Source organism: Staphylococcus sp. HGB0015 (genome assembly GCF_000411275.1).
GTDB classification, from domain to species: domain Bacteria; phylum Bacillota; class Bacilli; order Staphylococcales; family Staphylococcaceae; genus Staphylococcus; species Staphylococcus schleiferi.
The window spans coordinates 280,744-293,932 of record NZ_KE150418.1 but is presented as its reverse complement, the minus strand read 5'-3'; the positions used below and the strand labels follow the sequence as shown (position 1 = coordinate 293,932).

The 13,189-nt window shown below is 32.7% G+C and carries 10 protein-coding genes and 2 pseudogenes; 5 read left to right on the top strand and 7 right to left on the bottom strand.

Translation table 11 applies throughout. The features are described from left to right. Positions 1 to 504, top strand: a pseudogene (spa, locus tag HMPREF1208_RS12435) (staphylococcal protein A); the annotation flags it as partial. Between the two features lie 784 nt (positions 505 to 1,288). Next, a complete protein-coding gene (locus tag HMPREF1208_RS08005; RefSeq protein WP_016425852.1) occupies positions 1,289 to 1,618 on the top strand; it encodes a hypothetical protein in 330 nt (109 codons plus the stop codon). A 360-nt stretch (positions 1,619 to 1,978) separates the two neighbouring features. On the opposite strand, the gene HMPREF1208_RS08000 is transcribed toward HMPREF1208_RS08005, so the two are convergent. Next, positions 1,979 to 2,986 (bottom strand): DUF418 domain-containing protein, encoded by a 1,008-nt coding sequence (locus tag HMPREF1208_RS08000; protein ID WP_016425851.1) that lies wholly within the window; start codon positions 2,984 to 2,986, stop codon positions 1,979 to 1,981. Positions 2,987 to 3,236: 250 nt separating this feature from the next. On the opposite strand from HMPREF1208_RS08000, the gene HMPREF1208_RS07995 reads away from it, so the two are divergent. Then, positions 3,237 to 3,716, top strand: coding sequence for a YagU family protein (locus tag HMPREF1208_RS07995; RefSeq protein WP_126496391.1), 480 nt, complete (start codon positions 3,237 to 3,239; stop codon positions 3,714 to 3,716). Between the two features lie 76 nt (positions 3,717 to 3,792). Here HMPREF1208_RS07995 and HMPREF1208_RS07990 read toward each other — a convergent pair whose 3' ends face one another. Together HMPREF1208_RS07990 and HMPREF1208_RS07985 are read right to left on the bottom strand one after the other, a co-directional pair. Beyond that, the gene (locus tag HMPREF1208_RS07990; protein ID WP_016425849.1) at positions 3,793 to 4,557 is read right to left on the bottom strand and encodes a hypothetical protein; all 765 of its coding nucleotides are present in this window, start codon (positions 4,555 to 4,557) and stop codon (positions 3,793 to 3,795) included. Between the two features lie 3 nt (positions 4,558 to 4,560). Continuing rightward, positions 4,561 to 4,887, bottom strand: a complete 327-nt coding sequence (locus HMPREF1208_RS07985; protein ID WP_016425848.1) for a PadR family transcriptional regulator — start codon at positions 4,885 to 4,887, stop codon at positions 4,561 to 4,563. 369 nt (positions 4,888 to 5,256) lie between these two features. Between HMPREF1208_RS07985 and HMPREF1208_RS07980 the strand changes: the two genes are divergently transcribed. Both HMPREF1208_RS07980 and HMPREF1208_RS12585 read left to right on the top strand, forming a co-directional pair. Beyond that, the gene (locus HMPREF1208_RS07980; RefSeq protein WP_016425847.1) at positions 5,257 to 5,583 is read left to right on the top strand and encodes a PadR family transcriptional regulator; all 327 of its coding nucleotides are present in this window, start codon (positions 5,257 to 5,259) and stop codon (positions 5,581 to 5,583) included. After that, positions 5,570 to 6,148 (top strand): annotated as a pseudogene (locus HMPREF1208_RS12585) (DUF2812 domain-containing protein). Before HMPREF1208_RS07980 ends, HMPREF1208_RS12585 begins: the two are co-directional and overlap by 14 nt. A 142-nt stretch (positions 6,149 to 6,290) precedes the next feature. Here HMPREF1208_RS12585 and HMPREF1208_RS07970 read toward each other — a convergent pair. From HMPREF1208_RS07970 to HMPREF1208_RS07955, 4 genes are all read right to left on the bottom strand, one after another. Continuing rightward, positions 6,291 to 7,529, bottom strand: a complete 1,239-nt coding sequence (locus tag HMPREF1208_RS07970; RefSeq protein ID WP_016425845.1) for a restriction endonuclease subunit S — start codon at positions 7,527 to 7,529, stop codon at positions 6,291 to 6,293. Next, positions 7,522 to 9,078, bottom strand: a complete 1,557-nt coding sequence (locus tag HMPREF1208_RS07965) for a type I restriction-modification system subunit M (RefSeq protein ID WP_016425844.1) — start codon at positions 9,076 to 9,078, stop codon at positions 7,522 to 7,524. Before HMPREF1208_RS07965 ends, HMPREF1208_RS07970 begins: the two co-directional genes overlap by 8 nt. 1 nt (position 9,079) lies before the next feature. Then, complete coding sequence (locus HMPREF1208_RS07960) at positions 9,080 to 9,661, bottom strand: restriction endonuclease subunit S (protein WP_016425843.1); 582 nt, start codon at positions 9,659 to 9,661, stop codon at positions 9,080 to 9,082. Positions 9,662 to 9,743: 82 nt separating this feature from the next. After that, positions 9,744 to 12,539 carry a type I restriction endonuclease subunit R gene (locus HMPREF1208_RS07955; RefSeq protein ID WP_016425842.1) on the bottom strand — a complete coding sequence of 932 codons (2,796 nt, stop codon included), beginning with the start codon at positions 12,537 to 12,539 and terminating at the stop codon, positions 9,744 to 9,746. Positions 12,540 to 13,189: the final 650 nt, after the last annotated feature.

Here is a 13,189-nt window from a genome sequence, read left to right as displayed (position 1 = left end):
AAAGCTGAAGACAAAGGCGACAAAGACAACAAAGCCGACAAAGGTCATAAAGCTGAAGACAAAGACGGTAAAGTCGACAAAGGTAACAAAGCTGACCAAGCTGGTAAAAAAGACAACAAAGACATGGGCGTAGCTAAAGAACAATCTGGTAACAACGGTATGAACAATTCTGGTAACAAAGCAATGCCAAAAGCTTCAACTCACGTTGTTAAACCTGGTGAAACTTTAAACGAAATCGCTAAAGCAAACAACACAACTGCTGACCAAATTGCTAAAGACAATCACTTAGCAGACAAAAATGTCATCATGCCTGGTCAAGAACTTGTGATCAACAAACCAGCAATGATGAACGAAAACAAAGATGCGAAAGCAAACAGCGAAATGAAAGCTTTACCTGAAACTGGTGGCGAAAGCGATGCTGCATTATTCGGTACAACACTTGCAGGTGGATTAAGCTTAGCATTCGGTTCATTATTATTAGGCCGTAGCAGAAAATCAAACTAAGTTTCAACATTTTCCAATATTACACATAAAGAGAGAGACAACCTAGAAAATAATAAACGGGATTAAAAAACTGTGTAGTCGTGTTTAAAAACGCGACTGCACAGTTTATTTTTGTGGTATGGAAGTGTGTATCCTTATAAACTTAAATCAATTATTATGACGAAAAATAGACCTGTAAAGTCATAACTATTGTGATAAAATTTATTAAAAGGTTCAGAGACTTAATGTCAATAAAGTAATGGAAATCAAGCAATGTTGTTTACTAACCTGTTTTGAGTAGATAGGAGTTTTTAAATTTATGAAATTAGAACAATGGATAATTTCTTTAATAACTGGGGTATTAATTTTTTAATCGGTCTTTTTATAGGACATATGACCTTCTTACCGGCTTTATTTAATGGATTCATTGGATTTTTAGGAGTCACAATTGTTTCAGCTCGTAGTTCAAAAAAACGGAAAAAGTAAGGAGCGGTTTGAGGTTTTGAAACGATTATAAACAAGTTGCTTTTTCAATTCTCTGTCAAACCAAGAAAAGGGTACGAATAATCAAGATAGCATTAGCTTAGAAAATATTTAGGATTCTGTATTAGAAAAGCGTCGGGATAAATATATAGTACCAACTTTAAATAATATTTTAAAACAAGAAGAGGCGACTTGGGGTAATGTAGGAGGACAAGTTGCTCAAGCCCTTATGAATACTGGCATTAAAGATTCTTCTGCACGTAGTATTGGATTTGGGGTATCTCAAGTGGGTCAAACTTTAATATAAGAGAGTGTGATTTTAATGAATAACGAAGAGTTAGAATCTAGACTTTTGTTGATTAAGCAGTCTATAGATGTACTTCAAGAGGAACTAGCTCCTAATTTGAAAACTAAAGATTTAGTTTTATTACGTTATGGTTATAATGTTGATGAGATTAAAAAGTTGAATAATTATCTATTTATGTTAACAACAGAAAATAAAAAAGTGACAAAGCGTGAATTTGAGTCGAAGTTATGCGAGATTAGAAATCTTCCTAATATTCCAAAGGGACAGGTTAACGATGTTTTGGAAGGTTATAGAAACAGTAACTTACATGTTGATGTTGTTAAGTATATTTTAAATAACGAATAAAAATTTATTGAAAAAAACCTCTAATTTTAGAGGCTTTTTAACGGTTTTCTTTTTGTCTTTATCATAAGTGTAACTATTTCGATTTTGAATTGTTACTCTTAAAGTACCGATATGTCCAAGCTAGAGCATCAAAAAATAAGACGAGCCAAAGATTACAGGCTGAAATTGTCATCTCGAAAAATGAAGTCATAATCTACGAAGTTCTATCATAAAAAAGAAGTGCTAAGATGATTTTCAATTAAACATCATCTTAGCTCTATTTATTTTGAGATTTATATTCCAGACTCATTGCGTATCGTACCAAAATCACGGCGACTTCTGTACCCATTTCTTTAATACTCATGTTCAATTACATCGATATTAACTTCTTTTGATTTTAAAGACTTGTAAATAAGTCCCCATTCTCCAAATGTATTCAATCGGTCCGTATCTAAATGCGCGTAGCCAAATCATTGAAAAGGCCATTTGTACAGCTAAAATCGCGACACAGACTAACCCTGTTTGTGCAAAGGTTAATGTAACAAATTTGCCGACAATAATAATTAAAAATGTATTCAATAAATAATTCGTTAAAGCCATTTGACCGTAATATTTGAGTGGTCGCAATATTTTTTTCGCACCTTCAAATTTTAATAAGTAGACAAACACTAGCACATAGAATAGTGAAATAAACGGTGCAGTATAGACGATGAGATTTGAAAAAGTCTCATACTTCTTAACAAAAGTCTCATTTGACATTGTAGATTCCACTAGATCATAAGCTGGTGCGACATAATAGAGTTGTAAAATAACCATAGAAATGATAAAACCTATTGTTGATAACAATAATGAAATACGCAGTGCTTTCGCATGATGGTAGATCGTCTTATGAAGGTCATATTGCCCAATTGTATAACCGAGTATAAATAGTCCCGGTATAAAAGTGATTTTGTTACCGCTTAGGACGCCTAACGCCAATAAAATCAGTCCAAGGACGAGATTGATACGCTTATTTACAAATGTAAAAAGTAAAAGAGGTAAACCCACAATCGCGTAGAAAAACAATGCTTCTCCGGGTTGGAAGATTTGATGTATCAAACCCAATAGCAATAGGATTAGGATTCTTCTTAAATAAAGAAAGTACGGATTGACGTCTTTTTGTTTCGCATTGTGAAAAAAGATATAAAAGCCGATACCAAATAATAATGAAAAGATAGAAAAGAATTTCGCTTCAACCAAAATATTTAAATATTTCATATACACAATGTCGACATTTCCTGTATGTTCTGTCACATGTATAATCGAAACAATGTTCGCAAAAATAATACCAAGTAAAGCAAATCCTCTTAAATAATCTAAAACTTCAATTCTCTTTTTTGTAGGTTCCATAAAATGCTCCTTTTTCATATGTCCTGTTTAATAATATAGGTTTAAGTTCAAGCCATCATGAGACTTAGGAAGTATTTTACAAGTGAATGAAAAATGAATCCTACTATTGTATAAATCGTCCCACAATATACATATTCTGTTATTAAATAGACAAATATTTTTATTCAAAATGAATTGAGAACATTTTCACGTAGTACTATACTAAATATAGATAAATAAACAGGAGGTCTTTCAGTTGAATAAAAGACACATAGGTATGTTCATCTATACAGGTATTATCGGTGGTTTACTGTCTGGTATTGTAAAATTAGGTTGGGAAGTCATGTTTCCACCACGAACACCTGAAAGAAACGCGACGAATCCGCCTCAACAATTATTGCAACAATTAGGATTCAGTCACGATTTCACACATCAAACGTATACATTCTCCGGCATGTCATTACCTTGGGTGAGCTTTATCGTTCACTTTAGTTTTTCCATTGTCATTGCCATTATCTATTGTTTCTTAGTTAAAAAGTATGCGTATATGGCAATGGGACAAGGGGCTGTCTTTGGTATTGTGATTTGGGTGTTATTCCACTTGATCATTATGCCGATTATGCATACCGTTCCTGCGCCTTGGAATCAACCTTTCCAAGAGCATCTCTCTGAATTATTCGGTCATATCGTTTGGATGATGACAATCGATCTTGTGCGACAACTATTCGTCCATCGCTATCAATTAGATTAAAATTAAAAACCGCTCAATTGTGATAAGTTCACATCACATGAGCGGTTTTTTTGATATTAGTTATTTTTAACAATATTTAATTTTTATTCTTTGAATCTTTACGAAATTGATAAAAGGTATAGACAATAAAAGCAAAATTGAGGGCAATAATTAAAGAAAACGAAATAATGAGATACTCTATTTGTGAGCCATTTTGTGTCGTTACTAAAGCAATCATATTAGGTAGACAAACTAAGAGTAAAATGAACGCGTAAATTTTTTGTTTTAATATGAAACAAATAATCGTAACTAGTATAAGCAAGATAATACCTACAATATTACTTTCTTGTTGATTCAATGTAACAATCTCATACAATGGAAAATGATGTGCTAAAAATGTGCTCAATACGATTAAACCAAATATCAGAATGCCTCCCATCGCTCCAAAAATGTATGTTTTTTTACTGTCACCAAATGTCAATATCAACTTCCGAATCGTATATAGGCCAAGTATGACAGTGATTAAAAAAGTAAAAATCGCATTTAAAATGGTACTTACTGTTAAAGTATAAGACTGTGCGAATAAATCAGGTACTGTAAACAGTGCGAACAGAAATAAGACATAAAAGGTAACATATTTAGTCAAAAGATTGATAAAAGGCAAATGCTTTGAAAACTGGTCAGCATAGGCTTTAATTGGCGTATCAATAATTGCATGGACATCTTCACCTTGTTTTTCTGCAGTTTCTAAATGATCTCTTAATTCTGCTTCAATTTCTTCAATATCTTCTTCCTTTTTACCTCTAAACAAAAGTTCAACTCTAAGTTTAACTAAAAAATCTTCTGACTGTTTACTTAACATTTCTTACACCCTCCCAAAAAGATGATTCATACCTGTATTCAAATCACGCCATTTTACTTTGAATTGTTCAAGCTCTTTTTCTCCACTTTCCGAAATCGTATAATACTTTCGCTTCGGTCCACCATTATCTGATTTTCTTGTTGTTGTATGCACATATCCTTTCTGACTTAATCGTAATAATACAGGGTATATACTCCCATCACTAATTTCTGGAAACTGGTTATCTTTTAATTTTTCTAGAATTTCATACCCATAAGTTTCTCCTTGCGCGATTAAACCTAATATCGCGCCATCCAAAAGCCCTTTCATCATTTGATTAGATACAGACATGTCCATCACCTATTCTAACTATCTTATAATATAAGATAGTTGATTTTTAGAAACCCGTCAACACTCTTATAATAAAAAGTGAGTTAATGGCACTTGTCGCGATTCAATCTATAAATATAATTGTCTAATCATATAATGCTATCTATTCAAACAGCTAGCAAAATATTATTTCTATCCTTTTAAACAATCAAGTATTATTCATCATTAACAAAACCAGAAATTAGCGTTACTTCACTTCTAACTGACAGTGTTCAATGACTTCCTCCCCCATTGCTATTAATAAAGACTATTTATACAGTTGAACTTTATAAAGTTTTACTATATAATTTAACTATACAGTTCGACGATATAGTTAAAAGGAGTGACAACATGAAACGCTATCCGCTAGTGCCTCTATCTGAAACGATGCATTATATTCTTTTAGCCGTCAGAACACCCATTCATGGCTATAAAATCATGCAAATTGTCAAAGAAAAAAGTGAGGAAGAAGTCAATATCGCAGCAGGGACATTGTATGGCGCACTTGAAAACTTAAAAAAGCACCAATACATTGAATTAATCAGCCCGCCCAAAGAGCGAAAAAAAGTTTATCAAATTACTGAATTAGGCGAACATATTTTAGCAATAGAAAACAAAAGATTATTAAGAATGGCCGAAATCTACAAAAAAGGAAGTGAGAAGAATGAGGAAGTTTAAAATCTTTATAAATCCTATTAAAGAAGAAGCATGGATTAATGCACAACTAGAGAAAGGCTATCAATTAATAGCGCATAGCTCATGGGGCATCTGCACTTTTAGAAAGACAGAGAAAAAATATGTGACTAGAATTGATTATCGTTCACTCAACAAAAAGCAGTATGACGAATACATTGCGCTACACTAAGACTGTGGTTGGCAACATGTTTATGGCCATAAATATGGCACTGACAATCAATACTGGCAAAAAGAAAAAGAAGGTCAAGATGTTTTATTTTCTGACACCACATCACAAATCCAATATTTCAAACGACTACAGACCTTTTACTTGTCTATAATGCTTCCTTTTTTCTTTATCATATTTTTCTACTTAAAAAGTGGCATATTCCATTTATTTTTAACACCTGGTTTGTTTGAAATGCCTTTTGACCTGATGTGGAAAGCAATACTATTTGAGTTGCCATTTGCGCTACTTAGACTCCTTCCTCTTTTAGTCTTGATCTATATTGGGTACCTCATCATTAAAAACAGCATCAAAATCAAAGCAATGGAAAAGAACACATAATAAAAAGGGTGTCATCAATGGCACCCTTTTTTATTCCTGTTCATTATTTCCAAAATAAAGCTTTTACATTAAACCCTACTTTAAGATGCTGTTCATTCTCAGTTTAATTAAAACAAATTAACATAATAGGCCCTTATCAGAATTAAACGAACATCTTCTGTAAAAATCCTTTTTTTCTCACTTTCAATCTTTTAACTTTAGCTGATTGTTTTTCGATAAAACTATCTAGTTTAATAAAAAAGCTACCTATTTTTTTCTGTTCACTTAATGAAGGAAGATTTACGGCAATAATGCCTATATCTTTAGAATTATAGGATGGTAAAGCACCTACTTGAGCATATTTTGGTAAATTTAAAGTTTGAAAAAATATATTTCCAAAGTTTGTATCCCAATGAGTCGAAAATGAATAACTCATTGTATTGTTATCCATTAAAAATGGTTCTATCACCATTCTTTTTCTGTTCAACATTATAGCTGCGCCTACTTTAGCAAATATTACAGCTGGCACATCATTTATAACTTTCCACTTCTTTTCATTTATTTGTTGATCAGTAACATAATTATTGGCCATATTCATAAGAGTTTTATTAGTGGGAAGGTTCATATCAGAAACTTTAAAAAATGGTATTCCTAAATTTCCGCCTTGATATTTTTCTGGAAATCCAACTCCAGAATTGAATGTTCCTAATTCTTCAAGTTTTTGCTCATTCCACTCTGGATAATTATTTCCATTCTCATCTTTAAATCTTAATTCTTGTGAGAAAATCTTTTGCACATAGCCCTTTTTCTGTTCTTCTAACAAAGCTAATTTTTTCTCCTCTAACTCGATTTGATGATCGAGTTTGCTAAAAAATTCACCGATCTTTTGTTGTTCAAGCAACATTGGTGTAAACAAATTTATAGAAAAGAAGTCGTTTACTGGAATATTTAGTAAACCATGATTTCTGGCTCCTTCTACAGCTATTTGAGAAACTTCTTTATACCATTTATCTGATTCGAAGTAATGTTTCATAAATTCTGAACTTTGATTATCATTAAATTTAAAGCAAATATATAGCGTTGATAATGCACCTTGATCATATCTCTCTAATCTTTTAATTGCACCCAATGGATAACCATTCGAATAACTTTTATTATATGCAAACTCACCATTTTTAATCAGCGTATAATTATCCAAGTTTTTAGCAGATACTGACTTACTAAAGTATGTAACCTGATCTACTAAACCTAATGCCCCTGAAATAGTTAAGGGCATTTTAGAGACAGAATTGGTATTTTTACGTTTAACTCTATTGCTTATTTCACCAAGAACTTTTTTCTCCCATTCACCATCAAACTCAGGAAATCTTAGTTCAGGCACATTTTTTGTTTCATTAGTCATGCATCTCAACTCCCAATTCTTTGAGGTAACCTGCAATTTCTTTTTCTAATGATGCAATTTCTTCATCCACTGCTTTGATTTCTTGCTGAACTGCCTCTAAGTCAACAGGCTCTTCCTCTTCAAAAGTATCCACGTATCTTGGAATATTTAGGTTATAGTCATTCTCTTTAATTTCATCTAAAGTAACAACGTGACTGTATTTCTCGATGTCTTCACGCTTTAAGTACGTTTCGACAATTTTATTCACATCTTCATCTGAAAGATGGTTTTGATTTTTCCCTTTTTCGAATGATTGTGATGCATCAATAAATAAGACATTTTCATCTTTTTCACGACATTTTTTAAAAACTAATATCGCTGTAGGGATACTCGTACCGAAAAAGAGGTTTGCTGGTAACCCAATGATAGCGTCTAAATAGTTTTTTTCTTCAATGAGATACTTTCTAATTACACCTTCTGCAGCGCCACGGAAAAGCACACCGTGTGGTAAGATAACAGCCATTGTACCATTGTCATCTAAGTGATAAATCATATGTTGAATGAAGGCAAAGTCCGCTTTTGACTTTGGTGCTAATTTACCATAGTTACTAAAACGCTCATCATCTAAAAATGATGGGTCTGCGCTCCATTTTGCGCTGTATGGTGGGTTAGCAACCACCGCTTCAAATTTTTCTTCCAATACTGCTGGATGTTCTAATGTGTCACCATTTTCAATAGAGAAATGATTGTAGTTCACGTCATGTAGCAACATGTTCATTCGAGCGAGGTTGAATGTTGTGCTGTTGTATTCTTGACCATAATAATGTCTTACATTCGCTTCTCGTCCCACTCTCAATAATAAAGAACCTGAGCCACATGTAGGGTCATAAACATTTTTTAAGTCTTGTTTATTTGCAGTTACGATTTTAGCTAATATTTTAGAAACTTGTTGAGGCGTATAGAACTCTCCTGCTTTTTTACCTGCTGTTGCTGCAAATTGGCCAATTAAGTATTCATATGCGTCACCTAACATATCAATTTCGATATCACTATGCACAAATGGTAAAGTAGATAAATTCATCATGACTTTAGAAATTAATTTTGTACGTGCAGCATTTGTATTCCCTAGACGCGAAGAATTTAAATCCATGTCATCAAAAAGATGATCAAAATCGTCTTCACTCTCTTGGCCTCTTGTAGAAGTTTCAATTTTACTGATGGCTTTATGCAAGTCCTCTATTTCAAATGTTTGATTCTCAATTTTTTTTATTAAAGTGCTAAATAAGTCTTGTGGTTCAATCACATAACCGATACGTTCTAATAATTCTGCTTCTAATGCTGCTTTATAATCTTCATTTTGCCATGCTTGTTCATAAGTCATGTTTTCTCCCTCAAGTAAAACATCAACTTGAACTTCTGTTTTTTCAGACAAAAAGCGATAAAAGATTAACCCTAAAATATAGTTTCTAAACTCACTTGCATCCATATTCCCACGCAAATCGTTCGCAATACTCCATAATTTTTTCTGTAATTCCGCTTGTTGTTGACGTTGTTTCTCCGTAATTGACATATTAATGTTCCTCCCTAAATAAAATCGCTCTTAAATAAGTATCCATCAGATGTTCTCTTTTAGCTTTTAAGTATTTTAATCTCACTCTGCTATGTGCTAAGTTTCCTATTAATTCTTGCTGGTGCATACAAGGCAACGGTATTTCTAATGCTTGTAACTGCTTATGCGTAATTTTTTTAATCATGCTTCCACCTTGTTGATAAAGCTTGATTTGTTTTAATGCTTTCGGTGAGTAGTTTAACCAATACACAAGATAGCGTGGATAAACTCTATCTCTATCTACTTCAATATGTGTATAGTTATACGGTAAGATTGCCCCTGAATACTTAGAACTTACAATGACACATTCTCCAGTAATCATATTGAAAACGATCTGTCCTGCTTCAATACATTTCGCATTGTGCCCTTCTTCCAAAGTTATCATTTTGGGCTGAGTTGGATGCCGGGTATATTTACCTAAATCCTCGTCCATCATGTTTTGGTCATAAATCATTATCGGCGTGCCAAGTGCATCTGCAACGGGGGTTAAGCGATTGATAATCGTCCCACTGTGATATCGGATTAACGGTTTGATTGCACTCATCTCCTTGAAGTTTTATTCTACTACATGAAGTATACACCTAAAAATAACTGCAGTAAAGTAAAACTGCAGTTATTTTTAAAATTTATTCTATGCTGCTATATTTTTGTGCTGTTTCCATAACAAAGCTTTTGATTTTATTCGCTGTTTTCGTTCTTGCTAAAAATCCACCTTGGTTCTTCAATCCTTCATCAATAGTATTTTTATTAATACTGCCACTATATTCATACTCTTCGATAATATGACCTAACAATTGATACGGATATGCTTTATCTTCCGCAAATGCTTCAATTTCTTTATGCTTTTCAGCTTCTTCATATTGATAGTAAGCTTCATTCACATCTGTACCTTCTTTTAATGTTGGCACAACTTTATCTAAAAATTGACGGATTAAATCTGCTTTTAGACGTAATTGTTCATCATCTGCACGATCCAATAATTGGTGAATTTGTTTCCGATTACGTTCTTGTTCAACTTTATCCTTAAGTTCAATCTGACCAATTAAGTTCATAATATATTGTACATTGATTAAATCATTTCTAAGAATTTCTACTTTAAAATCAATATCCTCAAGGATAGAAACACCCTCAGACTCTTCTTTATTACTTTTCACTACTTTTTCATATAAGTTTAAATACTTACTCTTATAATCTTCAAAGGTTTGCTCGCTAATTCCCAACTGTTCTGGTGTAAATTCAAACTCTTCAAACGTTTTTAATTTTAACAATAAGCTTGCTAAAGCTCTAAATATCAATACAAATTCTTTTTGGTCATCTTCTCGCTCTAACTGATCTACATCAGCGGGTGTGATAACCAGCGCAAATAATTGCTTCAATATTTCCTTAAAGTCAGCTAGATATTCTTCATATGAGCCACTGAGTACAGTATCTGTATTATCAGTTTGTGAAAAGATTTCTATCGCTTGATCTGTTTCCACTTTCAAGTCACGATAACAAACAATATTACCATAAGGCTTTGTTTCTTTTTCAACACGATTCGTTCTTGAATAAGCTTGAATCAAATTGTGATATTTTAGATTTTTATCAACATAAAGCGTATTCAATTTTTTACTATCAAATCCTGTTAAAAACATGTCAACAACGATAAGAATGTCTATTTTTTCTCCAGGTATCACTTTCTTCATCTTTTTAGAGACATCAGAGAAAAAGCCATCAAAATAATCCGTGTTAAAGTTTGTCCCAAACATTGCATTATAGTCTACCATGACGCGATCTAACATTTCTCTTGAATGTACAAAATCTTCTTGTTCATTTGAATCTTCATTAGGTTGAAATGTAAAAATGGTTGTGACATTTAAATTATGTTTACCTGCTTCTTTTGCTTTTTTAAAAGCTTCATAATAGGCAATAGCCATCGGAATACTTTGTACTGTGAGCATAGAGGTATAATGACCATTTCTTGTTTTTTTAGCATAGTTTTCAATGATATGATTAGTAATTTTACTGATTCTTTCTTCCGCCATCCAAACTTCTTTTTCATTGATTTTACTAACATATTCTTCTTCTAAGTCTTTTTTAGGGTCAAATGTACGTGCATAATCTACAGAGAAACCAAGAACATTACCATCTCTTATCGCATCTTTAATTAAATAATGATGCAAACATTTATCAAAGATGTCTGCAGTGGCACGGCCATCTTGACTCTTGTTCTCCTCAAAACGCGGTGTACCAGTAAAACCAAAGTATTGCGCATTTTTAAAATGTTGTTTAACTGAGCGGTGCATTTCACCGAATTGACTTCGGTGACATTCATCTATAATAAATACGACTTTGTCGTGCTCGTACTGATTCATAACCGGGTCATTCGATTTAATCGCATGTGCCATCTTTTGGATGGTTGTCACAATTAATGGTAATGTTGCATCCCCTAGTTGCTTTAACAATTTACGCGTGCTGTCTGTTAAGTCAACAGAATCTTCTTGGAATTTATTAAATTCAGCCAACGTTTGACTGTCTAAATCTTTTCGGTCTACTAAAAAGATGACTTTCTTAATACCTTCTTGTTGCGACAAGATTTGACTCGCTTTAAAAGAGGTTAAAGTTTTTCCGCTTCCTGTCGTATGCCAAATAAAACCATTGTTATTAGTTTCAAGTGCACGCTCTATCAATTTTTCAACTGCATACACTTGATATGGACGTAAAGCCATAAGAATCTTATCAGTCTCATTAACAATCATATAGCGACTGATTATTTTAGCGAGATGACACGTCTCTAAAAAGTCCTCAATAAAACGCTTCAAATGATTGATTCTTTCATTTTTTTCATTACTCCAGTAGAACATATGACTCTTCAATATCGTTAAATCACTATTCGCATAGTAGCGTGTTTCCATCTTGTTGCTAATCACAAACAGTTGGATATATCTAAATAAGCCAGTAAAGTTTTGTTTGCGGTAACGTTCTACCTGATTAAATGCTTCTGAAATAGCGACACCACTGCGCTTAAGTTCAATTTGAACTAATGGTAAACCATTTATCAAAATTGTCACATCATATCGACTTTTATAAGTATCTTTCACACTCACTTGATTTGTAACTTGAAATTTATTTTGACACCATTTATTTTGATCAAGGAAGCTTAAATAAACAACCGTTTCATCGTCTCGTTTGAGTACATACTTATCCCTTAAAATAACTGCACTATCAAACACAGATTTACCATTAATATCTGTAATTAAACGATCAAACTCAGTATCTGTTAATGGTTGATGATTGAGTGCTTCTATATGACGCTCATTAATAATTGCTCTAAAATTTTGTAACATTTCATCGTGTGTATGAATATTTAATTGTTCATACCCCATCTGAGTTAACTGTTTTAATACATCGTTCTCTAACGCAAATTCACTTTGATATGCCATCCAGACTCAAACCCTCTCTATTTAAACCCTGACTTAAATTTTTTATACAACAAACACACACCAATAACAAATAAAATAAATATCAGAACTTCTCCTAAGAGAAGTGCAAAAATATAAAGTAATACTACAATAATTATGAAACTAATTAACACAGCCCATGCAAGAATGAACCACGGCCCCGCTGCATATGAAATTTGATCACTATCTTCACCATAGTAATGGCGATCGAAAAATCTCTTGATCGGTTCTCTCACTATCAATAAGCATAGTATTAATGCGTACATTACTACCCCAAAAGCAATGAAATAGTAAGGAATGAACACAATAATATACAAAAGACTTTTAATTAACTCAAATAATGCTTCCATCTTACATCTCCAAAACGATTTATTTTCTAACCTCGTATGGTGCTTGTATAATAAATTGACGCTTTATTTTAAATTATAGCGCAAAACACATTATTTGTGTCATTTCCTTTCATTTTACCTTTTTAAGAGCAATCCGATTCCTTGTTGACAAAAAAGAGAATAAAGCCAGGCATCATCGCAATATGAAGTTAATGATTTGTAAAACAACATGCGATTTCTTTATTTTTTAGTTTTGTCGTGTATGATTCTAACTGTAACGGCGAATATACCTATAAATATAAC

What these genes read in the sequence shown, in the direction of transcription:
- HMPREF1208_RS08005 (WP_016425852.1), top strand. Translation starts at nt 1,289, where the DNA reads ATGAATAACGAAGAGTTAGAATCTAGACTTTTGTTGATTAAGCAGTCT.
- HMPREF1208_RS08000 (WP_016425851.1), bottom strand. Translation starts at nt 2,986, where the DNA reads ATGGAACCTACAAAAAAGAGAATTGAAGTTTTAGATTATTTAAGAGGA.
- HMPREF1208_RS07990 (WP_016425849.1), bottom strand. Translation starts at nt 4,557, where the DNA reads ATGTTAAGTAAACAGTCAGAAGATTTTTTAGTTAAACTTAGAGTTGAA.
- HMPREF1208_RS07985 (WP_016425848.1), bottom strand. Translation starts at nt 4,887, where the DNA reads ATGTCTGTATCTAATCAAATGATGAAAGGGCTTTTGGATGGCGCGATA.
- HMPREF1208_RS07980 (WP_016425847.1), top strand. Translation starts at nt 5,257, where the DNA reads ATGAAACGCTATCCGCTAGTGCCTCTATCTGAAACGATGCATTATATT.
- HMPREF1208_RS07970 (WP_016425845.1), bottom strand. Translation starts at nt 7,529, where the DNA reads ATGACTAATGAAACAAAAAATGTGCCTGAACTAAGATTTCCTGAGTTT.
- HMPREF1208_RS07965 (WP_016425844.1), bottom strand. Translation starts at nt 9,078, where the DNA reads ATGTCAATTACGGAGAAACAACGTCAACAACAAGCGGAATTACAGAAA.
- HMPREF1208_RS07960 (WP_016425843.1), bottom strand. Translation starts at nt 9,661, where the DNA reads ATGAGTGCAATCAAACCGTTAATCCGATATCACAGTGGGACGATTATC.
- HMPREF1208_RS07955 (WP_016425842.1), bottom strand. Translation starts at nt 12,539, where the DNA reads ATGGCATATCAAAGTGAATTTGCGTTAGAGAACGATGTATTAAAACAG.